Annotated in this window: 22 protein-coding genes; 12 read left to right on the top strand and 10 right to left on the bottom strand. The window is 46.8% G+C overall.

What is annotated here, in order from left to right:
- Window positions 1-372: 372 nt before the first annotated feature.
- The 4 genes from recG to rpsB form a co-directional block, all read right to left on the bottom strand.
- Window positions 373-2880, bottom strand: coding sequence for an ATP-dependent DNA helicase RecG (gene recG, locus QUB51_RS18100; protein WP_333056026.1), 2508 nt, complete (start codon window positions 2878-2880; stop codon window positions 373-375).
- Window positions 2881-3107: 227 nt separating this feature from the next.
- Window positions 3108-4037 carry a hypothetical protein gene (locus QUB51_RS18095; protein ID WP_333056025.1) on the bottom strand — a complete coding sequence of 310 codons (930 nt, stop codon included), beginning with the start codon at window positions 4035-4037 and terminating at the stop codon, window positions 3108-3110.
- Window positions 4038-4327: 290 nt separating this feature from the next.
- Window positions 4328-4987 carry a translation elongation factor Ts gene (tsf, locus tag QUB51_RS18090; RefSeq protein ID WP_333056024.1) on the bottom strand — a complete coding sequence of 220 codons (660 nt, stop codon included), beginning with the start codon at window positions 4985-4987 and terminating at the stop codon, window positions 4328-4330.
- Window positions 4988-5402: 415 nt separating this feature from the next.
- Window positions 5403-6233, bottom strand: a complete 831-nt coding sequence (gene rpsB, locus QUB51_RS18085) for a 30S ribosomal protein S2 (protein WP_333056023.1) — start codon at window positions 6231-6233, stop codon at window positions 5403-5405.
- Window positions 6234-6769: 536 nt separating this feature from the next.
- Here rpsB and QUB51_RS18080 point away from each other — a divergent pair.
- The 4 genes from QUB51_RS18080 to QUB51_RS18065 all read left to right on the top strand — a co-directional run bounded on the left by QUB51_RS18080 (window position 6770) and on the right by QUB51_RS18065 (window position 11946).
- A complete protein-coding gene (locus QUB51_RS18080; protein ID WP_333056022.1) occupies window positions 6770-9145 on the top strand; it encodes a cation:proton antiporter domain-containing protein in 2376 nt (791 codons plus the stop codon).
- 63 nt (window positions 9146-9208) lie between these two features.
- Complete coding sequence (locus tag QUB51_RS18075) at window positions 9209-9715, top strand: hypothetical protein (RefSeq protein WP_333056021.1); 507 nt, start codon at window positions 9209-9211, stop codon at window positions 9713-9715.
- Between the two features lie 428 nt (window positions 9716-10143).
- Window positions 10144-10770: a DUF3038 domain-containing protein gene (locus QUB51_RS18070; protein ID WP_333155037.1), complete on the top strand. Its 627-nt coding sequence runs from the start codon at window positions 10144-10146 to the stop codon at window positions 10768-10770.
- A 3-nt stretch (window positions 10771-10773) separates the two neighbouring features.
- Window positions 10774-11946 carry a DUF4335 domain-containing protein gene (locus tag QUB51_RS18065; RefSeq protein WP_333210621.1) on the top strand — a complete coding sequence of 391 codons (1173 nt, stop codon included), beginning with the start codon at window positions 10774-10776 and terminating at the stop codon, window positions 11944-11946.
- 303 nt (window positions 11947-12249) lie between these two features.
- Here QUB51_RS18065 and QUB51_RS18060 read toward each other — a convergent pair whose 3' ends face one another.
- Both QUB51_RS18060 and QUB51_RS18055 read right to left on the bottom strand, forming a co-directional pair.
- Window positions 12250-14289: an abortive infection protein gene (locus QUB51_RS18060; RefSeq protein ID WP_333233450.1), complete on the bottom strand. Its 2040-nt coding sequence runs from the start codon at window positions 14287-14289 to the stop codon at window positions 12250-12252.
- Between the two features lie 44 nt (window positions 14290-14333).
- The gene (locus QUB51_RS18055; RefSeq protein WP_333056017.1) at window positions 14334-15005 is read right to left on the bottom strand and encodes a hypothetical protein; all 672 of its coding nucleotides are present in this window, start codon (window positions 15003-15005) and stop codon (window positions 14334-14336) included.
- Window positions 15006-15244: 239 nt separating this feature from the next.
- Between QUB51_RS18055 and QUB51_RS18050 the strand changes: the two genes are divergently transcribed.
- On the top strand, window positions 15245-16180 hold the full coding sequence (locus QUB51_RS18050) for an OmpA family protein (RefSeq protein ID WP_333056016.1): 936 nt from the start codon (window positions 15245-15247) through the stop codon (window positions 16178-16180).
- A 538-nt stretch (window positions 16181-16718) separates the two neighbouring features.
- Here the strand turns inward: QUB51_RS18050 and QUB51_RS18045 are convergent.
- Window positions 16719-17828: an AI-2E family transporter gene (locus QUB51_RS18045; RefSeq protein WP_333056015.1), complete on the bottom strand. Its 1110-nt coding sequence runs from the start codon at window positions 17826-17828 to the stop codon at window positions 16719-16721.
- Window positions 17829-17924: 96 nt separating this feature from the next.
- On the opposite strand from QUB51_RS18045, the gene QUB51_RS18040 reads away from it, so the two are divergent.
- Genes QUB51_RS18040 through QUB51_RS18030 form a run of 3 tightly spaced genes read left to right on the top strand, consistent with a single transcriptional unit; the run spans window position 17925 to window position 19626 of the window.
- Window positions 17925-18314: a type II toxin-antitoxin system RelE/ParE family toxin gene (locus tag QUB51_RS18040; protein WP_333056014.1), complete on the top strand. Its 390-nt coding sequence runs from the start codon at window positions 17925-17927 to the stop codon at window positions 18312-18314.
- Complete coding sequence (locus tag QUB51_RS18035) at window positions 18307-18636, top strand: helix-turn-helix domain-containing protein (RefSeq protein WP_333056013.1); 330 nt, start codon at window positions 18307-18309, stop codon at window positions 18634-18636. Before QUB51_RS18040 ends, QUB51_RS18035 begins: the two co-directional genes overlap by 8 nt.
- Before the next feature lie 33 nt (window positions 18637-18669).
- Window positions 18670-19626 carry an alpha/beta hydrolase gene (locus QUB51_RS18030; protein ID WP_333056012.1) on the top strand — a complete coding sequence of 319 codons (957 nt, stop codon included), beginning with the start codon at window positions 18670-18672 and terminating at the stop codon, window positions 19624-19626.
- Between the two features lie 113 nt (window positions 19627-19739).
- Here the strand turns inward: QUB51_RS18030 and QUB51_RS18025 are convergent, their stop codons facing one another.
- Window positions 19740-19967 carry a hypothetical protein gene (locus QUB51_RS18025; protein ID WP_333210616.1) on the bottom strand — a complete coding sequence of 76 codons (228 nt, stop codon included), beginning with the start codon at window positions 19965-19967 and terminating at the stop codon, window positions 19740-19742.
- Between the two features lie 111 nt (window positions 19968-20078).
- Here QUB51_RS18025 and QUB51_RS18020 point away from each other — a divergent pair, with 111 nt between their 5' ends.
- Window positions 20079-20270 (top strand): DUF433 domain-containing protein, encoded by a 192-nt coding sequence (locus QUB51_RS18020; protein ID WP_333056010.1) that lies wholly within the window; start codon window positions 20079-20081, stop codon window positions 20268-20270.
- 50 nt (window positions 20271-20320) lie between these two features.
- Here QUB51_RS18020 and cysS read toward each other — a convergent pair whose 3' ends face one another.
- Together cysS and QUB51_RS18010 are read right to left on the bottom strand one after the other, a co-directional pair.
- Window positions 20321-21877 carry a cysteine--tRNA ligase gene (cysS, locus tag QUB51_RS18015; protein WP_333262561.1) on the bottom strand — a complete coding sequence of 519 codons (1557 nt, stop codon included), beginning with the start codon at window positions 21875-21877 and terminating at the stop codon, window positions 20321-20323.
- Between the two features lie 101 nt (window positions 21878-21978).
- On the bottom strand, window positions 21979-22101 hold the full coding sequence (locus QUB51_RS18010) for a hypothetical protein (RefSeq protein WP_333233444.1): 123 nt from the start codon (window positions 22099-22101) through the stop codon (window positions 21979-21981).
- Between the two features lie 203 nt (window positions 22102-22304).
- Here QUB51_RS18010 and QUB51_RS18005 point away from each other — a divergent pair, with 203 nt between their 5' ends.
- The 3 genes from QUB51_RS18005 (at window position 22305) to QUB51_RS17995 (ending at window position 26255) form a co-directional block, all read left to right on the top strand.
- Window positions 22305-22568 (top strand): hypothetical protein, encoded by a 264-nt coding sequence (locus QUB51_RS18005; RefSeq protein ID WP_333210609.1) that lies wholly within the window; start codon window positions 22305-22307, stop codon window positions 22566-22568.
- 98 nt (window positions 22569-22666) lie between these two features.
- Entirely contained in the window at window positions 22667-24031 is a 1365-nt protein-coding gene (locus tag QUB51_RS18000; protein WP_333056006.1) for a DUF4912 domain-containing protein, read from the top strand.
- A gap of 907 nt (window positions 24032-24938) precedes the next feature.
- Complete coding sequence (locus tag QUB51_RS17995; RefSeq protein WP_333262564.1) at window positions 24939-26255, top strand: ABC transporter substrate-binding protein; 1317 nt, start codon at window positions 24939-24941, stop codon at window positions 26253-26255.
- The last annotated feature ends 206 nt before the right edge of the window (window positions 26256-26461 follow it).

Here is a 26461-nt window from a genome sequence, read left to right as displayed (position 1 = left end):
GCCCCAAGCCTGACAACTCATAAAAATACCCTAGACCAAGGGAAAAATCGTCTCCGAAAGTAGGTTGGGTTGAGGCACTCCTACCCAACAACTTCGTGTTTTTGACGTTTCGCTCAACCTGATATTTTGCAGCAGTCTCAGCAAAAAAGTATAAACCGCGTTTCCTGACAAAAAACCTAGGATTTTACGTGAGTTTATGGGAAGAAAACCGATTTCTTACATTACTGACATTAAATAAGTAGGTGCAAATAAACCTCCCTGTGGGGAGGAGGGGGGCTGAGTGCAGCAATAAACTGGCAGCTTTGATATATCTTTGCTTAACCGGCCACTACAAAATATTATTAAAAACCCCGTTGCTGCGTTCAAAACACTCTAAGTCAAAATCGACCCACTCATCATCCGCTGATATCTCCGCTCCAATTCATCCCGCACCACCGGCCATTGATTCAAACTTTCATCATTCTCAATTACCATTTGAGCCGCCGCCCTCGCCAACTCCAAAACCTCCTGATCCTCCACCAAACTCGCCAAAGCAAAATCCGGCAAACCCGACTGCCGAGTTCCCAAAACCTGACCAGGCCCGCGCAATCTCATGTCCATTTCCGCAATAAAAAAGCCATCTTGAGATTGTTCTAAAACCTTCATTCTCTGCATAGCTTCCGCCGTTTTGGAACCGGGCATTAACAAACAATAAGAACGGTTGCTGCCCCGACCAACTCTACCCCGCAACTGGTGCAGTTGCGACAGTCCAAAACGCTCAGAATTTTCAATCAGCATTACCGTGGCATTCGGCACGTCTACTCCCACCTCGACGACAGTAGTAGATACTAAAATATCCGTTTCTTTGTCCCGAAACTTAGAAATTGCGTCATCTTTGTCGGCACTGCTCATTCTCCCGTGGAGCAAACCCACCTTAAACTCAGGAAAGACACTTTTTTCAAGTTTCTCTTTTTCCTCAATTGCCGATCGCACATCCAACTTTTCCGACTCCTCCACCAGCGGTAGCACCACATAAACTTGACGCCCGCTCGCCACTTCCCGCCGAATCAAATCGTAAGCTTGGATTCGTTCTTTGGCAGACAGTACAGTGGTTTGAATCGCCTGCCTACCGGGGGGAAGTTCATCAATTTGACTCACATCTAAATCCCCGTGCAGCGTCAGCGCCAGCGTTCGGGGAATGGGAGTTGCCGTCATCGTCAAAACGTGGGGAGCTTCGCCTTTTTGCTGCAATTTAGCGCGCTGCTGCACACCGAATCTGTGCTGTTCGTCAATTACCGCCAAACCCAATTTATGGAAATTCACCGTATCTTGAATCAGCGCGTGAGTTCCCACTAAAACAGGTAATTCTCCGGTTTCTAATTGGTTGTGAATTTCGCGGCGCTTGGCTACTTTTGTGGAACCAGTTAACAGTTCGACAGACAAGTGCATCAAGTTAAACCAACCTACCAATTTGCGGTAATGCTGTTCTGCTAAAACTTCTGTCGGCGCCATTAAAGCGGCTTGATAGCCGGATTGAATTGCTGCTAGCATTGCCACGACAGCTACTACGGTTTTGCCAGCACCGACATCGCCTTGCACTAATCTGTTCATCGGTTGCGATGAAGCTAAATCGTTGAGGATGTCATTGATGACTCTTTCCTGAGCATTAGTCAAGGCAAAAGGCAAGATTTCATAAAAATGTTCGATCAATTTGCCAGTAGGAAGGATGACTGCACTAGCTTGAGCTTTTCTTTGGGTTTGGCGGCGCTTTAAAAGTCCTAATTGCAGGTAGAAAAATTCGTCAAAAACTAAGCGACGGCGGGCGGCGGCCAAACAATCTCGATCGAGCGGAAAGTGAATATTAGTCACGGCATCGGCTAAACCCATTAAACCGTAACGCTCGCGCAAATCCTCTGGTAGCGATTCTGGCAACATTTTCGCCGCCGGCATTGCAGCCAAAATCGATCGCCTCACCGAACCGGCATCCACCCCTTCCGTCAGCGGATAAACTGGTATCAGGCGGCCGACTTTCATTGATTCGATCGCACCGCCGGAGTCGTCTAATACTTCTAACTCAGGATTTTCTAAAGTAATTCCATATTTACCCTGCTTCACCAACCCCGAAGCTGCCAGCACTGCACCAGTACAATACTCGCGCTTTTTGAATTCTTGCCAACCGCGATTGCTGTAGCGAGGGCCTGCAAAAAAACGACTAATTTTTATCTCTCCGGTGCGGTCTTTTAAAATTACTTCTAATATGGTTAATTTCTTATTCTTCGGACTAGAAAAGCAATTGCATCGCTTTACTTCGGCGATTAAAGTGACAGTTTCCCCAGCTACTAGCTCGCGAATTTGTACTTGCTTTGCATAGTCGATGTGATTGCGGGGATAGTAGTAAAGCAAGTCATATACAGTGTATAAACCAAGTTTGACCAAGCGGTTGCCGTTGGCAGGGCCGATGCCGGTGACGCGGGTTAACTGTTGGTCAAGAGTCAGGCTTGGTGGTGCGGCGGCTGTACTCAGGGGTGCTGTTCGGGGAACGGAAACTGCCGGGGCGGTTGGTTGGGGAGCGTTTGCGGGTCTGACTTGTGCTACTTGTTCTTGCTGGTGGCGAGTTTCTTGTTCCCAAACTTGCTCCATTTGTCTGAGGAAACTCACCGTAATGGCGATCGAATGTTGGCGCTGTTCGAGATCCTTCTGAGGGTAGATGTCAAATTCAGCGGCTAGTTGTCTGGCTCGCTCGCGCGCCGAAGCCGCCACAGAACCTGCCAACTGTCTCAAACTCAGGCCCAGAAACTCGCTGAAGCGGTATTGACTGCCTTGGATGTCGTTAAATCCGCGATCGGCTTCTACTGAAAGAGCTTTTTGCAATCGCTGCCATTCGGGTTGATTATTAGTCATCAGTCATTAGTTATTAGTCATTAGTTATTAGTCATTAGTCATTGGTCATTGGTCATTAGTCATTAGTGGTTAGTCATTAGTTATTAATCATAGCTCAAGAATTCCCGACAATTACCTACGGACAACTGACAACTGTCAACTGACAACTGTCAACTGACAACTGTCAACTGACAACTGTCAACTGTCAACTGACAACTGTCAACTGTCAACTGACAACTAACAACTGACTAATCTTCAAACCAACTCGATCGCCAAGCCGACTCAGCCTCCACCACAGCAAGTTCCCGCTGCTTTTTCTGGTAATCGCGGCCCAGCGAGTTCAACTTGACAGACAGGTTACGAATTTGCTGGCGCCAAGCCGAGGTTCCCGCATCGGCAAACTCTATTTCCGACAGCCGCAGTTTAATCGCTGTAATGTGCAGTGCCCTACTACCAAAGGTTGCTGCCGCCAATTTGCGCGATGCTGATGAGGCATCGGTTTCAATAATTATGTTTAATAAGTTAGGCGGCCCGGCAACACTATCGCCGGAGGATTCAGCAGCAGAAGCAGCTTCTAGAACCGGTTCTGGTAATTGACTCGGCAAGATTCCCGACTGTTGCAGCAAGCGGTTGGTGTCGCGAGAAAGCAGCTTGAGTATATGGACGATCGACTTTTCAATACTATTTTGCCAGCGTGCCAAACTTTCCGGGGAATTGGCATTTGGCAATTGATAATTTGCCAATGAAAATAGATAGTTAATCGCGGAAACTTGGTTTTTTTCCTTTTCGTCTTCTTCGTCTTCCTCTTCTTCCTCTTCGTCTTTGTCGAAGTCGTCTTCCTCTTCCTCTTCGTCTTCCTCTTCCTCTATTTCTTCCTCTATTTCTTCCTCTGTTTCTGATTCAGTCACCAGCGATCGCAATTTTTCCTCCGACGCCGCAGCCAAAGCCTTTACAGACTGCTGCATTTTTTGCCGCCCATCGAAGGACAACTTAAGAAACGACTCCGGTACTGCTTGAGTGCAAAGGTGATAGCAAGCCAAAATTAACTGCTGTCGCACCGCTTGTCCCAACGCAGTTAAATAACCATCGTAGGTACTGCGAAACTCCATATTCAAGGCTGCTAAAGCCTCTTCGAGTCCTGCCAAATCTTGCTCTATTCTCTCTCTTGGTCGCACCATATCTCTCGTATAAAATTAAAATAAGCTAATCCACTTTTAAATTCCATGGTCAAATAAATTTTCACTTTTGTGGCGTGGGCAGCCGATCCCGCCCTCAACAAAAAATTTAAATGCACAACAGCTTAAGACTTACGCAAATTTTAACTTTTTACGCTGTCTGTAGTAGTAACTTTTGCAGTGCCCAGCCTACAAATATAGTCTGTCCATAAGTCCTATAAAAATTAAAAATTAAAAATGCAAAAAATCAAGTTTTCACATTTTTAATTTTTAATTCTCAATCTTAATTGGGATTATTGAACACCCATTTGGGCTGCCACTTCATCGGCAAAGTTAGCTTCTACCTTTTCAATGCCTTCGCCCAAGACAAAACGCACGAAGCGGCGCACTTGGATATTTTCTCCAATTTGGGCGATCGTTTGTTTCACCAACTCTTCCACCGAGATATTCTGATCTTTAATAAAAGGCTGATCCATCAAAGATAACTCTTTCATGCGCTTCTCAATCCGCCCTAGAACAATCTTTTCTTTGATGTTTTCCGGCTTATTGCCCAAGTCATCTTTGCCCATTTCAATTGCCTTTTCTCTTTCGACAACTTCGGCGGGGATATCTTCAACTTTCACGTATTCCACATTCGGGCAAGCTGCAATTTGCATCGCAATATTCCGCACCAAAGTTTGGAATTCTTCGCGACGTGCCACAAAATCTGTTTCGCAGTTAACTTCCACCAGCACTCCCACGCGGCCGCCCGTGTGAATGTAGCTGCCTACAAGCCCTTCTGAGGCAACTCGTCCACCTTTTTTACCTGCCGAAGCCAGACCTTTTTTCCGCAGCCACTCGATGGATGTTTCCATATTGCCTTCGTTTTCAACGAGGGCTTTTTTGCAGTCCATCATGCCCGCGCCAGTTTTTTCGCGCAGTTCTTTAACAAGTTTTGCAGATATGTCCGCCATCTTCTTTAAGTTCCCAATCAAAATTAGTTATTAGTCATTAGTCATCAGTCATTAGTCATCAGTCACTAATTTTAATGTTAATGATTAGACCAGAGTGAAGAAATACCCAGTCGATCTTAGTACCGACTTTGTAGGTGTAGCGCCAGAATTAATTCTGGCCCTCACACAATGAATGCTTTTGCCAGATATCTACTAATGACTTAGACTCGTGCTAAGCAGTCGCCCATTTAAATTGTATATTCAGGGCGGCCGGGACGCCCACCCCACAAGACTTTAATCTTTTTTGACATACAATTTAAATGCAGACCAGCTTATGTACAATTAAAAATTAAAAATATCCAACTAAAAATAATTATTATTTTTAATTTTCAATCTTTAATTTTTAATTTCCTGGTGTCAGATTCCGATCGCAATACTAGCTCTCGGTTTCTTCGCCGTCAGCGTCAGCGGCGTCGTCGGGATCTACATAATCGGGGTCATCCAATTCTTCGATTTCGACATCATATTCAGCGCCTTCGTAACCACCGTCGTAGTCGTAGTCTTCATCAGAGTCGCCGCCTTGCTGACCGTGACGACCTTCGTAGATGGCATCAGCCAACTTGCCGACAATCAGCTTGATCGATCGAATAGCATCGTCATTTGCCGGAATCGCAATGTCAACCAAATCCGGGTCGCAGTTGGTATCCAACAGAGAGACGATCGGAATTCCCAACTTTTGGCATTCCAACACCGCATTATACTCGCGGCGTTGGTCTACCAGCACCACTCCGTCGGGAATCTTCCGCATAGATTTAATCCCGCCCAGATATTTCTGGAGTTTTGCCATTTCTCGGCGCAGTACCGAAGCTTCTTTTTTCGGCAACAAATCGAGGGCGCCGATTTCCTCGCGGCGTTCCAAATCCTTGAGGCGCTCCACGCGGGACTTAATCGTCGTCCAGTTAGTGAGCATTCCCCCCAGCCAGCGCTGGTTGACGTAATAAGCACCGCAGCGTTGAGCTTCTTGGGCTACAATCCCGGCAGCTTGGCGCTTTGTACCCACGAACAAAAACTTTTTGCCTTTTTCTGAGGCAACTCTCATGTACTCGTAGGCGTCTTCCATAAGCTGAGCGGTTTGCACGAGGTCGATGATGTGAACCCCGTTGCGCTCTGTAAAAATGTATGGAGACATTTTCGGGTTCCACCGACGGGTTTGGTGTCCGAAGTGAACCCCTGACTCTAACATTTGAGCCAAACTGACTACTGGCATTGTATTTTTAACTCCTAATTCGGGTTAATCCTCCACCCGGTCGTATTTCTGAAGGTTTGCGCCCTAGAAACACCCGAAAACCCGGATGTGCGAATTTAAACAACTTTTCTAGTTTATCACAGCGCGCGCTACTTTTTCTGACAATTTTATATCACTAGGTTTAAACTCAGATGTTGCAGCAATATCAATAAGAGGATTTTTCGTGGGGTCGGGCGGGTTTATAGAACCTATTTGCAAGCTTTAAGGCTGTTGGCGAACCCGCCCCTACGGCTAATTGAGAATGGTGCAAGATATCAGTTTAAACTCAGATGTTGCACCATTGTCAAGAACGGGCTCTGGGGCCCGTTCCACAAAGAACGAGTTTTCTTGTGGAACAGGCCGAAAAGCCTGTTCCTAAACAAGTAATTGAGAATGGTGCAAAATGTGAGTTTAAATGGGCGGTGGGCAACCGGAGGTGAGATAGAGTCCGGGGTGCAGAGGCTGCGGTTAAAGTTACTTGCAAGCGCTTCTAAAAAACAAAAAATCCAAGTGGGAAGTTGCCAAAGCCTTTGTTGGCTTGTGAGAGAATGGCCTTGTTGGTGCGCCTCTGGTACCTTCTACCTTCGATCGAGCTGGTATCGATTTTTTTCGATCGGCAATTCAGTCAGCTTTACTACCCTGCCCTCTCCATCCGCAAAAATCCCCAAGCTAAAAACGCCATGCCCATACCCATTCTCGTCCTGCTTGAAGTTCTAATTGTTATCGCACTTTCGAGACTTGTCGGTTTAGGATTTCGAGCGATCAAACAACCTCAAGTCATTGGAGAAATTGTAGCAGGAATTATGCTTGGGCCTTCTCTATTTGGCTTAGTTGCACCAGCCACCGCAACTGCACTTTTTCCAGCCGAAGCCGTTCCCTTCCTCAACGTGTTGTCTGAGGTGGGGCTGATTTTTTTCATGTTCTTGATTGGTTTGGAACTGAATCCCAAGTACCTCAAAAGCAATTTAGATATAGCGATTTTAACTTCCCACGTCAGCATTCTAGTGCCGTTTTCCCTGGGAAGCTTGCTCGCACTGCTGCTGTATCCCATCGTTTCAAATAATAGCGTTTCCTTTACCGCATTTGCTTTGTTTTTGGGCGCGGCGATGTCAATTACGGCTTTTCCAGTGCTGGCAAGAATTATTACAGAACACAATTTGCAGAATACCAAATTGGGGACGCTGGCCTTGACTTGCGCTGCGGTAGACGACGTGACAGCGTGGTGTTTGTTAGCGGTGGCGATCGCAGTTACTCGTACTAATTCGATGATCGGTGCTTTGCCGACAATTATTCAATCTTTAATTTACATCGGTTTCATGCTGACTGTAGTGCGCTGGTTCTTGCAGCGACTTTCCAAACAGTACAACCGCACTGGCAGATTAACACAGTTATTGCTGTCCGGCATTTACATGGGAGTTGTAGCTTCTGCCTTAATTACTGAATGGATCGGCATTCATTTAATTTTCGGTGCATTTTTGCTGGGTGCTGTTATGCCTAAAAATGCGGGATTAACCAGAGAATTAGCTGAAAAAACCGAAGACTTTGTACTAATATTTCTGCTGCCCATATTTTTTGCTTACAGCGGCTTGCGGACTGAAATCGGCTTGCTCAACAGTCCCGAATTGTGGCTGCTGTGCGCCGCAGTTTTGGGAGTGGCAATTATCGGCAAATACCTCGGCACTTACGTTGCGGCCAGAGTTTGTGGCATCAGCAATCGCGAAGCTTCAGCCCTGGGATGGCTGATGAATACTCGCGGTTTGACTGAACTAATTGTGCTGAATATCGGTCTTTCCCTAGGTGTAGTTTCGCCGCTGCTATTTACAATGTTAGTCATCATGGCTTTAGTGACAACTTTTATGACTTCGCCTCTGTTGGAGTGGACTTATCCAAAACGGTTAATTAGGTTAGATATTTCAGAAGTTAACTCTGAGGATTCAGAATTAGAAAATTCACAAATGGCTGACAGCAGCGAAGAAACTGCTAACAAATTGCTGCCAACTTATCGAATTTTAGTACCGGTTGCCAATCCCAGCACGCAGAAAGGTTTACTGCGACTAGCGGTAGCGCTGGCGCAGCCGGCTGCTGGTATGGGTGGTGAGGATTTACAGTCGGCGGCGGTTCATCCTCTGAGTTTGATAGAATTAAATGATGACTATGCCTTTGAAAGTACGCCTGCGGAAGCCGATCGCATTATTCAAGAACGCCGCTCGAAATTATCAGAATTGATTGAGAGTTTGGAAGTGCCGGAGGCACAAAAATTCGTACATCCCATCATTCGGGTTACTAATGATGTTGCCAGGGAAACGGCACAAATTGCGGAAATAGATCGCGCGGATTTGATTTTAGTAGGATGGCACAGGCCAACTTTTAGCAGCAACCGTTTGGGAGGACGTGTCGGCCAAATTCTCAGCAACGCTAAGGTGGATGTAGCAATTTTTGTTGACAGAGGCCGGGAAAGGTTGAATAACTTGTTAGTACCTTACGCGGCAAACATTCATGATGATTTGGGTTTAGAATTGGCGCTGAGACTATTAGTTAATAGCGAGGAACGCCGTTTGACGGTGCTGCGGGTGGCGGTTGACGGGGAAGCTGAAAACAATCTGAGTTACGAGTTTGGGCGAGTGATGGATCAGTTACCAGTTGAGGTGCGATCGCGCATTGAGACTCCGATTGTGGAGGCTGCTGAGCCAATTCAAGCAGTAGTAGCGGCTTCTGCTAATGCTGATTTAACTATTGCGGGTACGAGTCGGGAGTGGGGAATTGAGCGCCAAACTTTGGGACAGTATACTGATGAATTGGCTGTGCAGTGTCATTCTTCGCTACTGATTGCGCGGTGTTACGTTAAAGTGCGATCGCACTTGGCATCGGTACTCAGTCAAACTACTCAGTATTAGTCATGAGTAGGGGCGCACTGGGCATTTTACCCAATTACCGATTACCAATTACCAATTACCAAGATGATGAATCATTTAAGCCTCAAATCCCTGGCATTTTACGGGATTGCGATCGGCTCAGTTTCACTGCTGTTTAAAGTAGTAACTGCTTACGGGGAAGCAAATTTAAAGGCGGCCCCGGCAATTGCGGGAACTTATCGCTTCGATCCTAAAAGTTTGCCCGAATGTCTGAATTCTGATGTTTTGGTATTGACAATCGAGCAATCGGGTGTTTATTTGAGCGGTAATTTGCGATCGGGCAGCAGGGAGGGCAGGGAAAAAACAGCCCAAGAGAAACCTTCTCTATTTGGTAGGTGGGAAACTCAAGGATTGAACTTGTCGGGTGCGGTTCCTAATTTAGCGGGTTGCAGGGACTCCACAGCAACCGGTCAAAACAGTTCTGTTAAAATGCGCGGAATTGTGGAGCAAGAAAGCCTCAAGGGAAAAATTAGTCTAACTGATAAGACGGCGGCTACTGATTTTACTGCTCAAAGAGAAGCGGCGGTGCAACCCCAGAAGCAGGAAGATTGATCGATCCCAATAGAGAATAAGAAAGGGGAAATGGGTAATTCTTGGTCGCTTTCCGACAGAAAGCATCCAGGATACCCGCCACGTAATTCATCCGTCCAGAAATAAAAAACCTGTATCCGATAAAGGAACCCCAGAATTTATCCGTGGGATCAATGCTTCAATTCTAAAATCTAAAATCTAAAATCTAAAATCGCGCAATCGATTGACTCTCCCCTTCTCCCCCCTCAAGAAGCAAGGAATCACAAAGCGGCGGGGTAGGGGAGTGGGCGATCGAACTCCTGCCGCCGGAGCTCGCCCGCGACGGTCGGTTGCTGCTAAATTAGAAAATATACCTAAAAGTCAATGATAAAAATAAAGTATCCCAGAGAAGTTCTTGGTTGAGAATTTGTCTTGCTCAAGACCCCCCGTGCCCGTATAGTTTGTTTGGAATGGATGTTGCCGTGATATTAATGCCGTCAGAAACTTCGCTTACCCAGTCAAACCCGTTAATTTTAGACAGTTTGCCAGACTTGTCGCCCTCCGATGGGGGATGTCCCCGCCGAGCCAGATTGCAAATTGACTTGATGTTGCTGGCGATCGAAGCCTTGTATCTCGGAGGTGCCGAAGAAATGCTGGCTGTGTCAAAGGACCTGGAATTGGAATCAATTATCAAAAATCGGGTTGCCCTTTGGCTGATGCGTAATACTAACCCGCTGAGACGCTATACCCAGCGCCGCTCCCTTACCATTGTGGAGGCAAAAGCGCTGGTGGCGATCGCCTGTAATATGGCGCGTAAGTTAACCGCCACAATTCGGCAGTTGCTGCTAGACTCCCAGCAGTTGCGATCGAAAAATATCCCCCTCAACCAGAACCAGCCGCTGGCGGAGTATTTAGAACGCTTTCGAGCTCACTTTCGATCGCGCATGAACCCCAAGCGATCGCTAGTTGCAGCTTACGATTCCGACGACAAGCTCAACGAACTAGCTTTGAACTTGTTGAGCAAACTGCTATTTTGTACAGGCACAGCCGGAATGCAGCGCTTCTGGGTTAGCCTGTTTGATGGAGAAGTTGAATAAAAAATGACTATTAGGCGTCAGTACAGTCTGCCAAATTGCACCCTGGTTCTAGAAGGGTTGAGCGATGGATCGGCAGCCAGCCAGTTAGATATAAGGCCGGTGCTTTCCATATTAATGAGCGCTGAATGCTATGTTACAGGTCTTGGCGAGCCCCTAAGCGGGGGACGGGAGTTTTTTGAAAGCTTGGTGAGGGCCGTCAGCAGCTACGCTCAAGAATTTATGAGCGGAGTGCATTATCCCGATCGCTACGGCCCGAATGTGGGTATGGTACAGTTGCACAGAATTGACGGGAATTTGCACCGATTGACCGTTCTACCCGCCTCCACAGGCAGCGCCACCCAAATCGATCAAAAAACAGAACTGTCGGCAAAAGTTGATTTGACGACGGTACAGCTATTTGACTTGGTAGAGGCGATCGATCAATTTTTTGCCGACACGCAGACGCTGCCGGAATTGTCGCTGCAATTAACCCCAATTTCCAAGCGTTACGTCAAGTCGGCCGAACCTTTGGCGAAGCGGACTTTACCTGCTGTCGTGGGGGTGTCGAGTTTGGCTTTGGCTGCGATGGCGTTTTTCTTGGTGCCGATACCGGAAGTCCAGCGGCCGAGAGATCCGGTGCCGCAGCCCAATCCTGCAGGCCAGAATCAGGGGACGCCGAATCCGGGCGGATCGGGTTCGCCTAATCCCAATCCCACGCCCCCTGCTGACGGTTTGCTGCCTGGGACTCAAACTCCGAACGCTGAATCGCTTTCGCCGACTCCGATCCCCGCGCCGCAGCCGGACGCTTCACCGTTGGCCACACCGCAGTCGAGCACTTCGCCGGAAAGCACGCCCACTCCTGTTGCGGAAGGTTTGGCAAGCCCAGATGTGGCAGCGGTGCCAATTACCGATCCAGGGGAAATTGACCTGTTGAGGGGCAAACTTTCCCAGCAAATTGACGGAGTTGTGAAGGATAAGCCTCCGGTTGATGCGGAGTTGGTTTATCGGGTGAGTGTGGCCCCAGACGGGGCGATTGTCGGTTACAAGCCGGAAAATTCGGCAGCAGTCGATCGATCAGAAACGCCGTTGTCTGAGTTGCTTTACCAACCGGTTGGCACCAGGACACCTGCGGAACCGCTGGCTGATTTCCGCGTAGTTTTGGCACCAGACGGCACTGTTCAAGTCACTCCTTGGTAATGGTTAACTGTTGACTGTTGACTGTTAACGGTTGACTGTTGACTGTTAACGGTTGACTGTTGACTGATACCAAATCCCGCTTAAATGCTGCCTCATACCATGTCCGATCGATCGCGCATAATACAATTGCCGGGGCGGGTTTTTGAGATTGTCGGTTTTTAGCAAATATTGTTGGTGAACCCGCCCCTACAGGAATCAGGGTAATTGACCGGACATGATATCAATCTCTTAGTCTGGGGAGGCAGACTTGGTTTTTCTAGTAGCGATTTAAATCGCCGAATCATCTACAAACCGATTGCTGATTCAAAACCCTGTTGGTGCGATCGGCTTAATGTCTGGGTCAAATCCTCCAACTTGATTGGTGCGAATTATCCACAAAAAAGCTCCTTGTTTTAATAAAACTTTGGCTATTTCATCTTGGGTTCGCCTCGGCAGCATTGTTCGGTAACTAATAGCAGTTTTTATCAGGGTTGCTATACCTGCAAAAAAGGTTTTTTTCAGTTCCGCATCAATCCCCGCCAATGTCGAATTTTTCCGCCAATCTGGACGAACAATTCCGAGGGGCATTAATACTTTTTCTAAACTCTCTCCTAAAGCTACTAATTGGTGAAACCTTTTGCTTTGTGCGTCGGTGGGATGTGTTTTTAACCAGTCTTGAATCTGAGGATTTGACTCTATTTCGGAAGTGATTTTTTTAATTGTGGCGTAAATTGCCTGACTTGAATCTTGGACGCAAGAAGTTGCTGGCGTGACTAAACTTGCGCCGGTGCCGTCTCCGCTGCGGTAGCGGGCCATCATGATATCTAGTTGCTGGTTTAATTCGGTTAAAGGTGACAAGGTGATGCCGTCAAAATCGTAGTCGCAACACACGCAGTCTAATTTACAGATGATATCGCAAACCGGGCGATCGCCCAACCAGCCGCGCTGCAAGTCTCCCATGTAGCTTTGCCATTTGCTGGAACCGGCAACAATTCCGTCGGGATTGTGGGCGTAAACTTGTTTGTATTCTATGTCAAAACGCAGTTCGCTGGTAAAGCGATCGCGCACTACTTTTGCTACTCCGAAAGCAAAATGTCCGGTGACAATTCCCAGGGGTTGCCGTTCGCCTTTTTTGCCGCCGATACCCCCGAAACTGTGAATCACTATCCCGATATCTCCTTCTTGCCAAGGAGAGATTGAAGCGTTTTCTTTAGCGTCATTTGGGGTTAACAATACTATTTTTGCTTGCCCTTTTTGGGCTGGTGTATTTTCCCAATTTTGGCTGCTTAAATAATCGATAGATTTTTTTAGTCCGAAATGTGTTTCATCTGGGATTAATTGGGCAATTTTGCGGGGTTCGATTGCCTGTACTACAAATATACTGTCTTCGTCTCTTTCGCCGTAAATGTACCAGCCTTCTGGATTTAAGGGCGATTGTTCGATTAGGTGATTGGTAGACCTCGCTACGCCATTTTTGTCTGGCTGTACTTGTGGAATCCGAATGATTTCGGCGGCGCCGTCAAATTGTTGAGATGTTTTGTTGAAATGCCGGACAATAAATTTGTCGCTGTCGCGTTCTTTTCGCTGTAAAATAGAGACTAAGGCGCAGAAACGTCCGATAATTTGTACTGGTTCGCGATCGATCGTGAGTTCCTGGCGATCGCTGCTGCTATAATGAATCGCAATCACCGGCCTCCGCAGCATCACAGTCACGCTGTCTTCAAGTCTGCTGCCTGCTAGAGTTTCTAAAGGCCCGACATTTCGCCAGCCGTTTAATCTATCTGGATGGATGTTGCCAGATTTTTGACTTTTTTGAGTTTCTTGTGTGAAGTTTATATCTTGACTGACTGCGTGGACAAAAAACTGTACTTCGCGATTTGTACTCCATTTCAAAAATGCTGTTTTGCCAATAAAGTTTTTATATTTTTTGGGTGCATTTATTACTTCAAAAAACACTGTGCCGTAGGGCAGCCGCTGTTCGTTTGATGGCAAAATTAAGCGCCCGTGCCAAAGAGCGATCGGCTTGTAGAGATAGGCAACTGCTGCTGATTTTTCGCAGATTATCTCCGGCTCAATCGCTCTTGAAATATCGCTTTTGCCTCCAAAAATAGTAGCAGTTAAATTGCCGTCACTTTCTACGAATCTGGGTTCTAAAAAAACCTTTTCAGGTTCGGAAATATGAGCGGTTGAATTGCCCGTCTTTCTGGTGAACGAGCGTATAAAAAAATGGCGGTTTCCCTCCAATTTCGCTTGCAACCAATTAAGAAAAATCCGAATAAAAATAAAAGCTGTTAGACCGGAAATAACAGCCAGAACTATCAGCCCCAGGGTCAAAATGAATTGGTTAAAAGACTGACCTGACACTAGAAAAATTGTGGGCCATATCCAAGAAAATGCCGCCATAATATCTAAAAACGAGTTTTAGGTTCGATCCAGTCTGTGCTGGCTTGACTGCCGAAAACTAGGGGTTTGTCCTCGGTGACTGCTACTGTTTGCCCTGTCATATCCACTGCACAAAGAGGCCAAGATCGATCGCCCAAATTGCCGGCGCGGAACAGAACTTTTCCGGGACAAACTTGACTCCAACCCAACAATACAGCATGAGTGTAAAGACTGCGAGCGGGAGCAACGGTATAAGTATAATTATCATTTTTGTCCCAAATGACACCGTAGTCGGACATATCGGAAGAGTTGAAAAGTGCTTCAAATTCGCGGGCGAGAATCCGGGAACCGTCTTGATTCCAAGAAACAGGCACTAAAATGGCGATCGTCCCGGACATATCTGTATCATCGCTAGCATACATCCCACTTTCGGCCAGTGGCGAAGCAGCCGCCACTGTTTGCAGTTCGCCGGTTTTGAGATTTTCCACAAACATGACGCTGCTAACCCGACATCGGGAGAATTCCGGCTGTACTTGCAACTCAATTCGACTGTAAGCTGCGTATTGGCCGTTAGTTGATACTAGAGATGGACTGCGATAATAGCGGAGGCCTGTGCCTGCAGTGGAGCTCACTTTAGCATGAGTGGCACTAATCCACTCCCAAGGAACGGGATAAGGGCTATTTAAAGGGTCAGTCATCGGTTTTTTTTCCAAAAGTTTTACTGAATTATCCAACAGATTCAGGCTGGCACGCAACGGACTAGAAACCAGGTTTCTAGTCCGTTGCGTGCCACCAAACCACAGATTTATATAAACCGGGTTTCTTTTTTATATTTTAGATTGGAGGACAAATCTCAAATCTCAAATCTCAAATTTCAAATCGGATAGGTAAGATAGTATCGAAATTAATGTGGTCTGTACACCGAGAGGGATGAAATATGACGCGATCTTTTAACCAAAAACCTTCAATCCCCCCCACTCGCGTCTCCAAGTCGCGGGGAAAAGGTTTGCTTGTACTGTCGCTGATTTTTCGACTGCTGCTGCTGGGGGTGGGTAGCGGTTTTGCGTGGGTTTTGGGGATGGCGATCGCTCAAATTTATCCGTCAGGGGCGACGGAAATGCCGATCGCAGAGAGATTGCTGCGTGTAACTCAAAATTTGACCTCCAGCCCGAAACGCGCCCCAGCAACGCCAATTCCGGCACTCCCGCCACCAACCGCTACACCGACTCCCCAGTCAACAGTCAGTCCTGCCCAGAGAGAGAAATTGCAGTCGGATTTGAGACAGTTGCAGGGCGAACTCAACGCGCTGATTGGTCGCACTGCCGCTTTGGAGAGTCAGTTGGGCAGCAGCCGCCCGACGGAAACTTTGGAAAAGCGTTTGCAGTTGATGTCGCGGGAATTGGCGGGGCCGGAAACGGCGGCAACTCCTGTTCCGCCTTTACCGGCGATCGGCAGCAGCCCCAGTCTGAACCCTGAAACGGTGAATACTGCGCCACAGAATGCCAATAATCCGGTGTTTGGGGGAGATGGGCTGATGGTGACTCTGCCCAGCGATGTTTTGTTTGATACTGGCAGCATTTCTTTGCGCGCGGGCACAAGTGCGATTTTGGACAATTTGGTGGCGGAGTTGGGCAATCACGAGGGGGCAACTGTGCGGGTTGCGGGCCACACTGACGACGCGGGGGAAGCGGCGGATAATCGCAATGTGTCGTTTGCCCGGGCTCAGGCTGTGGTGCAGTATTTGTCTGGTGTGCTCGGTCAGAAGTATCATTGGGTGGCGATCGGCTATGGGGAAAGTCGCCCTTCGGTAGACAATAGTTCTGATACTAATCGGCAGCGCAACCGCCGCATTGAGGTGGCAATTAGTCCTTAGTTTTTAGTCATCAGTCATCAGTTATCAGTCGGCAGACTTGTAGATACTGTTGAAGTGTTAATGGTAGCGATCGAATAATTGGAGTCAATCGATTTTAGATTTTAGATTTTAGATTTTAGATTGACTTGCGCGAGATAAATGCGGGGGCAATAAGTGATTTTCGATTTTCGATTTTGGATTGATTCCACGGATAAATAACGTGGCGGGTACCACATGAAGAAATTCGTGGTCATATCACATCCGGTTGAACCGGAATGATTTAACCGCAGAGGGCACAGAGGACGCGGAGGAAGAGAAGAGAGAGATGAATAATTCCGATGCCAACGGGTTTGATATCGAACGGCTTCTGGGATGTTAAAATTGCTGTTGTGAATTTAAGATCAAACCTGGCAACTACGGAATTATACCCAAGTACGAGTGTCCCCGCGATCGGTCACGTAAGCGCTGAACTCCGAAAATTATTATTCCGATGCCAACAGAAACGATATAAATTGTATGTTTCAATTCCCTACTCCCCTTCTCCTCTTCTCCCCTGCTGTCACGCCGAAGGTGTAAGAGGTGGCAAGTCAGAATTATTTTTAGCCCGATCTATTGCCTCTCGATGTTCGCTCCTAAGTTTCGGTTTTAAATACAAGTTCTCAATCAAAGCTGCCACTCCCGCAAACCAAGGCGGCACAATTACTGCCCCAATAATTCCTAATACTTGAACGCCTCCCAATACAGACAGCAATTGATATAAAGGATGCACACCAACCGAGGAACCAACCAGCAAAGGATCGAGTACGTAAGTTTCTAAATTCTGGATAATTACAAATAACAGTAATACCCACAAAAGTACCCAGCCACCTTTAGCTAATGCTACAATTAATGCTGGTACTGCTCCCAATACTGGGCCGATGAACGGAATCAAGTTTGTCACACCTGCGATCGCACCCAAGCCTAAAGCAAATTCCGGCATTCCCAAAATGCTTAAACCTGTGGTAATAAATATCCCTAAAATGCCCGAAACTAACACTCGCCCGCGAATATAGCTCCCCATTCTTTGACCAATTGGCGCCACTTGTGCGGCTAATCTTGTATCCCAAGGTTTTGGGAAAAATTGCACCAAACTTTTGATTAATGTGTCGCTGTCGGCAACCATGTAACCGGAAATAAATAATGCTAAAACTAAGCTGAAAAAACCGCCTAGAATGCCTCTGGTTAAACTGTACGATCGCAAAACCAGTTGTTGACTCGATCGAATCAGCCAATTAGTCAGCGATTGAGTGTCCACCAGACCCACCAAGGTTGGGGCGTCGTCGGTTAGGCGACTCAATAGATTAGTTGCCACAGTTCGCAAACTTTCGACATAAACTGGTAACTGCCGCAGCAGTAACTCTATTTGTTCGATGACTGTGGGCCCGATTAACACTACCGTCCCGCTAAATCCACCGATGAGAGTTAAATAAACCATAATCACCGCCAGCCAGCGGGGAACCCGCATCGTTTGGGCCCAATTAACGATCGGGACGATCGAAGCAGCCAGCACAACTGATATCATCAGAATTACTAGCAGGCTCCGCAATTGCCACAGCAGCACTAGCAGCAAGGACGATGCTACAATTAGCAGCAAGTTAGGTAAAGAAATGGTAATCCGCTGTTCTGACATGATTATTCTGACAAAATTGAGTAATGATATTGTTGTCGATCGTGTCACTCTCTATTTTATGATAAACGATATGATATAAATAATATAATTAAGATTATGAAGTCGCTCTTAAAACCCGTTGAATGGATCGGCAGTTCCCGTGACGACTTGCGCGACTTTCCTGAAGATGTTCAGCAAATTATGGGTTTTGCTTTGTACCGCGCTCAACTGGGTAAAAAGCATCCTGATGCTAAACCGCTTAAAGGATTTAAAGGTGCTGGCGTTCTAGAAATTGTTGAAAATTTTGATGGAGACACTTACCGAGCTGTATATACCGTAAAATTTGAAGGAATAGTCTATATTCTTCATGCTTTTCAAAAAAAATCAAAGCAGGGAATTGCTACCCCCAAGCAAGATATAGATTTGATTGAATCTCGACTTAAGCGTGCCAAAGAACACTACAAAAAATATTTAGAACAGCAAGAAGTGGAGGAACAAAATGACTGAAGAAATAAAAGTGCATTCCAGTAGTGGAAATGTTTTTGCTGATTTAGGGCTACCCAATCCAGAGGAATTACTGATTAAGGCAGAACTAGCTCATCAGATTAGTGAATTAATTTCGGAACGCCAACTAACCCAGAACCAAGCAGCAAAGCTATTAGGAATCGATCGACCTACACTCTCAGCATTGATGCGCGGTAAATTATTAGATTTCTCTACGGAACGCCTATTTCGTTTTCTCAACGCACTCGGCAGCAACGTAGAGATTAGGATTGCCCACTCGCCACCAAATGTTCAAGCTAAAACTCACATTGTCGTAGCATCATAAGTAAACAAACAAGTAAAAAATTAAAAGATTAATATGCAATCACCACCTTCAAATAAAGATTTGTCAACCATTTCATCTATAAAATCACCAACGCTGTTTTACGAATGGCAAAACTATCGCTGTGCTTATGATGTTTATAACCCAACTACTGCGACAGAAGATAGCATCCCTTTGTTATTAATTCACCCGATAGGAGTTGGTTTGTCAAGAATCTTTTGGCATAGATTTTGTGAGAGTTGGTACAAAGCAGGGAACAGTAATCCGATTTATAATCCCGACCTTTTGGGCTGCGGCGATTGCGAAATGCCGGCTGTGGCCTGCTATCCTGACGATTGGGCGGCACAGTTGCAGTATTTCTTGGAAACTGTAGTCAAAAAACCTGCGATCGTCCTCGTGCAAGGTGCTTTACTGTCTGTAGGCTTGGCTTTAGCAAAAAAGCAGCAGGAAAGCGGCTCAAATTTAATTCGCGGCTTAGTTCTCGCAGGGCCTCCAGCTTGGGCGGTGATGAACAAACATTCGACAGAAAGACAGCAAAGAATTGTCTGGAATTTGTTAAATTCTCCCCTGGGAAACGCTTTTTACCGCTACGCCAGACGCGCTGAGTTTTTGCGTTCTTTTTCTGTGAAACAACTGTTTGGCGATGCGGCACAAGTTGACAGCGAATGGTTGGATGCTTTGCAGGCTGGGGCGGCCAATCCTGACAGCCGTCACGCGGTTTTCTCGTTTTTAGCGGGGTTTTGGCGCCAGGATTATAGTAACACGATTCAAAAGTTCGATCGACCTGCACTCATTGTCATGGGAGAAAAAGCCTCAAGCATCAGTCAAGCGGGTAAGGAAGAGAAACCGGATGAAAGATTAGCGCAATATTTAGCTTATTTTCCCAATGGGGAAGGTTTATTAATGCCGGGGCGCAATGTTTTGCCCTACGAATCCACCGCAGAATTTGTCGCGGCTGTTGCCGAATTTGTGAACAAGTTAAATAAAACTTAAATCTATTTGTGGAGTTATTATCTAATAATAACTGATATCGTTTCCGGTTGCATCGGTATTGTTCAAATACTCAACAGTTAACAGTCAACAGTCAACAGTCAGAACCAGTTGTCTCATGCTTCCGGCTCGTCCAAAGACTGGCGTAATGTTGCAATAACATCCTCGGCTGACTGGTGTCGAAATTTGCCTGTACGGAAATCAGCTAAGGTTCGTTGGGCATCAGCAGCTATTTCCGCGCGGACACTCTCGCGGTGACGGTTTTGCAGGATTTTTATCAGCATTTCCTGCTGTTCGTAGGACAGTTGTAAAGCAGTTTCTAGCACTTGGTCGAGGGTATTCATAGAGCTAGGCTATTACCTCTAAGGTTGAACAAATTGCGAAGTTGAGTAAATTATATCGCTTATTCAAAGACTAGGCTACACTAAAAAAAATGTACTAAACTCGGTTTGGTCATGAGCGATCGCAAAATCATTACGATCGAACCAGGTAAACGCGGTGGAAAGCCTTGCATCAGGCGAATGCGAATTACCGTTTATGATGTGTTGGGTTGGCTGGCTGCGGGAATGTCTCACGCAGAGATTCTAGACGATTTTCCAGAGTTGACGGAGGAAGACATTAGAGCGTGTTTAGAATTCGGCGGTTGAAACCGCTTCTTGTCAAACAAAGTCTGCCTCCGCAGACTATGAATTTAGTTTCAACCACGATGCCAGATGGTTGTACCATCCTTTTGATCGATCAAAGTAATCCCATTATCCTTAAGCTCGTTGCGGATGCGATCGCCCTCAGCAAAATCCCTAGCTTTCCGGGCATCTTTCCGCTGCTGAATCATCGCCTCAATCTCCGCATCACTCAAACCATAAACAGCATCATTGCTATCACTTTCCGGCTGAACTTCTAAACCCAAAACCCCCGCCAAACTCACCAATGTCAGCCATTTTTGCTGCAACAAATCCGGCGCAGTTTCTGTTTTTCCCTGATGCACTAAAACATTGCCTTCTTTGGCCAATTCCTTAGCCAATTCAAACAAAATCGTCACAGCGCCGGGAGTATTGAAATCATTGTCCATCGCTGATTGGAATTCCTGCACAGCTTTGCTATCCTGTCCAGTTTTCTCAACGTCCCAACTCAGTTGAGAACCGTAGCGCAGCCCAAACAGCAAACCTTCATTGATGGTATTCCAGCCATTTCTAGCGCTAGCGATCGCCTCTTCGGTAAAATCAATTTGACTGCGATACTGCGCCATCAACACAAACAGCCTCACCGCCATCGGTTCCACCGCTTTTGCATTCTCGCTTTGATTCTGACTCCCATCCTGCGTAGGGGCGGTGCCCCCGTGCCCGCCCTGGGCTGCGGGGGGGTTAGATTCCAAATCGCCCGACCAATTCCCATCCAACAAATCGCGAATTGTAATAAAATTGTGCAAAGATTTCGACATCTTTTTGCCATTGACAGTCACAAAAGCATTGTGCATCCAATAATTAGCCAGTGACTTGCCAGTCGCGGCTTCAGATTGAGCAATTTCGTTTTCGTGGTGCGGGAAAGTTAAATCGGAACCGCCGCAGTGAATGTCAATTGTTTCGCCCAAGCAATCGCGCACCATCGCCGAACATTCGATGTGCCATCCGGGGCGACCTTTTCCCCAAGACGACTCCCAAGCAGGTTCACCGGGTTTAGCGCTTTTCCACAGGGCAAAATCAGAGGAATCTTGCTTTTTTTGAGCTTCTATTTCTGCGGTGTCCAATCTACCGCTAGCCCCTGCCTGCATTTCTTCCAACTTGCGGCCGGAAAGTTTTCCGTAATCGGCAAACTGCCTCACGTTGTAGTAAACGTCGCCGCCGTTCGCATAGGCATAACCTTTATTTTCTAATTCGTGAATCAGCCGTTTAATGCCGTCGATTGTATGGGTGGCGCGGGGATATTCATCGGCCCTGAGAATATTCAGTTTGTCCATATCTACGAAATATTCATCGATGAAGCGTTCCGCCACGGCTTCCATTCTGGAATTGGTTTCGCGGGCGCGGTTGAGAATTTTGTCGTCAATATCTGTAAAATTCTGCACGTAGCGCACATCGTATCCCCGCCACATCAGATAGCGGCGCACCATGTCCCAAACAATGTAAGCGCGGGCGTGGCCGACGTGGCAGTAATCGTATACCGTAACGCCGCAGCAGTACATCCGCACCTTTCCTGGTTCGAGGGGCTCAAAAGGTGATTCGCGACGGGTCAAGCTGTTGTAAAGCGTTAGAGTCATTCGATTTTAGATTTTAGATTTTAGATTTTAGATTTTACAAGATTTACGCAGAAGCTCTATGTGTAGGGTGTGCAGTGCCCACCTTATCTGTATAGGTAGCGTCAAACCTTTTTTGGGTTCAGGAATGTTGGTTTGTAGTTGCGATCGCCCGTAAGCGTTGCTTGCACAAGAGTACCGCCCAACTGCCAGCCTACCAAATTTTGTACTAAATCTCCTCTATCCATAGTACCGCCCTGGCCGACTCAATCTCACATCTAATTCATGTCAGGGAATGTTGACAATTGTTTCCCTGACGATCCCCACAAGCGCTTAATTATCAAGATTCCCTGACAAAGCGATCCCCAAAATCACGAAAATGCGTATAAGTACCCAGAATTAAAGGAAAAGACCCCTTGACCCGATCGCAAGTTGTCTGCAACATTGAGTCATGACAAAACGATCCCAAAGAAATGCTTCGATTAAGCAGCACTGGGAGTCGAATAGCGCGTGTGCTGCAAGCACAGCGTTGCTAGCAGCACCGATCGCACTCACAAAATCGATCTTGTCAATCAAGAATCGACAGATAAAGCTTTATTTAGATCGAACGGTGCGCGCAGAAGCCAAGAAGTCCAAACCCCCGATCGCATGGGGAAAAAGACAAGCTAAAAACAAGCAAGGCTTCAAAGGTTGGAGAGATTTGGAAGCTCGATAATATGTAGATTTAAAAGAGTTTCTAACTCAAAAAGTCAACACATTTGTGTTGGAAGAAAAAATCTAACCCGCCATCCTAAATTAGTGGAGAACCAACTCATGGCAAAAGAACGCCCACCATTAGAAGAGATGACTTTGCGACAACTCCGCAGAGTTGCTAGCGAATGTGGAGTCTCTCGCTACAGCCGGATGCGGAAATCGCAACTCCTGGCATCAATTCAAGAAATTCAGCGCACCAAATTTTCCTACAGCCCATCTCGCAAACTAGAGGCACAAGAAGCAGTGGAAGCAGCAAAGTTTGAACTCGGTCAAGAAGATAGAACAGGCGGTTCTTTGTCGTCTGTAGATGAAGGTTTAGCAGATTTGCCCAACGGCTACGGCGAAAGCCGGGTGGTTTTAATGCCCCGCGACCCAGAATGGGCCTACACTTACTGGGACATTCCCAACGATCGCAAAGAAGAATTGCGTCGCCAAGGAGGACAGCAACTCGCCCTGCGGATCTACGACGTTACAGATGTTAACCTCGACACTCAAAGCCCGCACAGCATTCAAGAATATCCCTGCGACGAACTGGCGCGGGAATGGTACGTGCCAATCCCCGTGAGCGATCGGGACTACGCGATCGACATCGGCTACCGCTGTGCAGATGGTCGGTGGCTGGTATTAGCTCGATCGGCTGAAGTCCGCGTTCCTCCCGTCTATCCCAGCGACTGGATTGAAGATCAATTCATCACCCTCGACTGGGAAGAAGAATTGCAGGGCAAAACCTTCGCCGAACTGGTTCCTCCGGCCAAGAAACTCGCAAAAGCAGTCAATGGCGGTGGTTACAGCACCAGCAACGCCATCTACGAACAAATCTTCGGCATGGCAGAATCTGCCGAATCCCTGCGCGTAGCGGGTTCTGTCTTCGGTTCCATGCAGCACGTCGCCGGTTCCGTCCAGCAAGTCGGCATCCACGAACAAGCTCTCAGTTCCTACGTGTTCCCCTCCGGCGTCGGAATGTGGGCGGCTCCCACCATGTCCGGCCTCACCGCGTCGGGTGTCGGTATGTCCGGCCTCACCGCGTCGGGTGTCGGTATGTCCGGCCTCACCATGTCGGGTGTCGGTATGTCCGGTCTCACCATGTCAGGTTTCGGTATGTCCGGTGTCGGTATGTCGGGAGTTGGCTTCGCCGCCCCGATGCGCCCCCGCCAGTTCTGGTTAGTTGCTGATGCCGAACTGATTGTCTACGGCGCCACCGAGCCTGACGCTACCGTCTACGTAGGCGGACAGCCGATTAAACTCAATCCTGACGGCACTTTCCGCTTCCAGATGTCTTTCCAAGACGGCTTAATCGACTATCCGATTTTTGCAGTAGCAGCAGACGGCGAACAAAACCGCGCCATCCACTTGAAATTCAACCGCGAAACCCCAGAACGGCGCACCAATACCAAGCAGGATGCTGTTGTGGAATGGTTGGGCTAATCGCTCGCGGTCGATCGAGCAACGGGCGATCGTGCAGGTTTGTGCCAATTTTTTAACCATCACAAGGCATAGCCTCAGCCGATCGTAATTTGTTAAGGTTAATCCCAGACAACAACCCATAACACCCCCTATACACCGTTCTCCTGTTTTGAGGAGCGGTGTTTTTTGTATGTAGGATCGCGAATTAAATAACTTACAATTTTAATTGTTATTGTGGGATGGGCGGGACGCCCATCCCACTTTCAAAAGTGGAAGTTATTTAATTCTCATTCCTTAGTTTGTATTTAGGATTTACTCAGAAACCGGGTTTTTATTGGAGAATAGATCGTCGATCGGGCGATCGACAAAAGTTATACCAATGCTTAAAAGTAGGGATAAATATAGATTGGATGCGAGCATCTGTAGGGACTTAGGCTGGGTGTAAGTCCCTACTTTGTTTCATCTGAGATATTGCACAATTCTCAATTACTTGTTTAGGAACAGGCTTTTCGGCCTGTTCCACAAGAGATGAATTTCATTGTGGAACAGGCCGAAAAGCCTGTTCTTGACAATGGTGCAAGATGTGAGTTTCATCCGATTGACAACTGCTATAGCAATCCTAAATGAGTCGTCAACTTTTTACCCCACCCCAACCCTCCCCTTACCAAGGGGAGGGAGTAAGAAATTCACAAATGATTTAGGATTGCTATATATTAGACAATTTTCTCAATATCTCTCTATAGATAGATGTCTACTCAACTCCCCTTCCACCTACTTAAATCAAAATGTGTACTCTTCACTCAAGCATTATTAAGTAAGCTAAAGTTTACTTAAATTTTTATTGCACAAACTGGCTAAATCCAGCGAAACAAAAGAAAGCGAGTTATGAGAGAAATAAGGCGATCGCACCGCCATTCCTCAAAAGCAAATGCAAAAAATAAATTCCCCGCAGCAACGAAGCCAGAAGCGCCCCCGTCTTTTAGCCTTATTCGCTGTCACATTAGCCACCGTCTTGCTTTTATTTATTCTGCCGGCACTGACTCAACAGCCAGTCGCGATCACCATGTTAATGCAAGGTCAAGACCTTGTTAACTGGAAACCCTTTGTCAAAGAATTTGAACAGAAAAACCCCGACATTCGCATCAACCTCATAGAAGGGCCTTTTGACAGCAATCTCATAGAAAATCTTTACACATCTGCCTTTCTTTTAGGCGACTCGCCCTACGACATCATCAACATGGATATTGTCTGGGTTCCCAAATTTGCAGCCGCAGGTTGGGTAAGCGATTTGACAGACAGAATTCCCCCCGAACAACTATCAAAATTTATCCAAGGAAACGTCGAAGGCGGGCGGTATCGGGGCAAACTTTATCGAATTCCCCACGCTTCCGATGCCGGAATGCTTTATTACCGCAAAGACATTTTAGAACAAGCGAAAATTCCCGCCCCGAAAACCTTTGAAGAGATGGTAAAAATCTCTCAAAACTTGCAAAAACAGGGAAAAGCAACTTGGGGTTATCTGTGGCAAGGTAAACAATACGAGGGAGTATCTGCGATGTTTGTCGAAGTGCTCTCCGGTTTTGGTGGCTTTTGGGCTAACCCGCAAACTTTTGAAGTTGGGTTAGATAAACCAGAAGCAATTAAAGCAGTGGAATTTCTCAAAAATACGATCGCCTCTGGCATTTCTCCTCCCGGTGTCACCACCTACGGAGAAGAAGAAACCCGGCTTTTGTTTCAAAACGGCCAAGCGCTGTTTTTGCGAAACTGGCCCTATGTTTGGAAGCTGGCAAATGCCGAAGGATCGAATGTTAGAGGTAAAATTGCGATCGAGCCAATGCTCAGCAGTATCGGTCAAACAGGCGGTTCCTGCTTGGGCGGCTGGGGCTGGGGAATTGCCAAAACCTCAAAACATCCAGAACAAGCGTGGAAAGCAATTCAGTATCTTACCAGCGAGGAAACCCAGCGCAAATTTATTTTACAAACCGGTTTAGTTCCCAGTTACAAATCCCTATTTACCAACAAAGAAATAGTCGCCAAATATCCCCACTACCCGCAACTGCTAAAAGTAGTGGAACGATCATCTTTGCGCCCGCCTCTGGCACAATACGCTCAAGCTTCTGATATTTTGCAGCGCTATTTGAGTTCAGCTTTTACCGGGAGAATGAGTGCAGAACAAGCAATGAAAGCAGCAGCTAGCGAAACTCGTAATTTATTAGGCAGTTTGAAACAACCCCAAGCTTCGTAAATTTGACATCTTGTCTCTGTTAGAAACAGGCAAGATGCCTGTTCCACAAAGAGTTAGAAACAGGCAAGATGCCTGTTCCACAAAGAGTTAGAAACAGGCATCTTGCCTGTTCCACAAAGAGTTAGAAACAGGCAAGATTCCTGTTCCACAAAGAGTTAGAAACAGGCAAGATGCCTGTTCCACAAACCAGTTAATTCAATTGTGGG

This window comes from Microcoleus sp. AT8-A3 (genome assembly GCF_036705675.1).
In the GTDB taxonomy this organism is placed as follows: domain Bacteria; phylum Cyanobacteriota; class Cyanobacteriia; order Cyanobacteriales; family Microcoleaceae; genus Microcoleus.
The sequence above is the reverse complement of the archived record's forward strand: the minus strand, read 5'-3'. Positions and strand labels throughout refer to the sequence as shown.

What these genes read in the sequence shown, in the direction of transcription:
- recG (WP_333056026.1), bottom strand. Translation starts at nt 2,880, where the DNA reads ATGACTAATAATCAACCCGAATGGCAGCGATTGCAAAAAGCTCTTTCA.
- QUB51_RS18095 (WP_333056025.1), bottom strand. Translation starts at nt 4,037, where the DNA reads ATGGTGCGACCAAGAGAGAGAATAGAGCAAGATTTGGCAGGACTCGAA.
- tsf (WP_333056024.1), bottom strand. Translation starts at nt 4,987, where the DNA reads ATGGCGGACATATCTGCAAAACTTGTTAAAGAACTGCGCGAAAAAACT.
- rpsB (WP_333056023.1), bottom strand. Translation starts at nt 6,233, where the DNA reads ATGCCAGTAGTCAGTTTGGCTCAAATGTTAGAGTCAGGGGTTCACTTC.
- QUB51_RS18075 (WP_333056021.1), top strand. Translation starts at nt 9,209, where the DNA reads ATGATGAATCATTTAAGCCTCAAATCCCTGGCATTTTACGGGATTGCG.
- QUB51_RS18070 (WP_333155037.1), top strand. Translation starts at nt 10,144, where the DNA reads ATGGATGTTGCCGTGATATTAATGCCGTCAGAAACTTCGCTTACCCAG.
- QUB51_RS18065 (WP_333210621.1), top strand. Translation starts at nt 10,774, where the DNA reads ATGACTATTAGGCGTCAGTACAGTCTGCCAAATTGCACCCTGGTTCTA.
- QUB51_RS18055 (WP_333056017.1), bottom strand. Translation starts at nt 15,005, where the DNA reads ATGACTGACCCTTTAAATAGCCCTTATCCCGTTCCTTGGGAGTGGATT.
- QUB51_RS18050 (WP_333056016.1), top strand. Translation starts at nt 15,245, where the DNA reads ATGACGCGATCTTTTAACCAAAAACCTTCAATCCCCCCCACTCGCGTC.
- QUB51_RS18045 (WP_333056015.1), bottom strand. Translation starts at nt 17,828, where the DNA reads ATGTCAGAACAGCGGATTACCATTTCTTTACCTAACTTGCTGCTAATT.
- QUB51_RS18040 (WP_333056014.1), top strand. Translation starts at nt 17,925, where the DNA reads ATGAAGTCGCTCTTAAAACCCGTTGAATGGATCGGCAGTTCCCGTGAC.
- QUB51_RS18035 (WP_333056013.1), top strand. Translation starts at nt 18,307, where the DNA reads ATGACTGAAGAAATAAAAGTGCATTCCAGTAGTGGAAATGTTTTTGCT.
- QUB51_RS18030 (WP_333056012.1), top strand. Translation starts at nt 18,670, where the DNA reads ATGCAATCACCACCTTCAAATAAAGATTTGTCAACCATTTCATCTATA.
- QUB51_RS18025 (WP_333210616.1), bottom strand. Translation starts at nt 19,967, where the DNA reads ATGAATACCCTCGACCAAGTGCTAGAAACTGCTTTACAACTGTCCTAC.
- QUB51_RS18020 (WP_333056010.1), top strand. Translation starts at nt 20,079, where the DNA reads ATGAGCGATCGCAAAATCATTACGATCGAACCAGGTAAACGCGGTGGA.
- cysS (WP_333262561.1), bottom strand. Translation starts at nt 21,877, where the DNA reads ATGACTCTAACGCTTTACAACAGCTTGACCCGTCGCGAATCACCTTTT.
- QUB51_RS18010 (WP_333233444.1), bottom strand. Translation starts at nt 22,101, where the DNA reads ATGGATAGAGGAGATTTAGTACAAAATTTGGTAGGCTGGCAGTTGGGC.
- QUB51_RS18005 (WP_333210609.1), top strand. Translation starts at nt 22,305, where the DNA reads ATGACAAAACGATCCCAAAGAAATGCTTCGATTAAGCAGCACTGGGAG.
- QUB51_RS18000 (WP_333056006.1), top strand. Translation starts at nt 22,667, where the DNA reads ATGGCAAAAGAACGCCCACCATTAGAAGAGATGACTTTGCGACAACTC.
- QUB51_RS17995 (WP_333262564.1), top strand. Translation starts at nt 24,939, where the DNA reads ATGCAAAAAATAAATTCCCCGCAGCAACGAAGCCAGAAGCGCCCCCGT.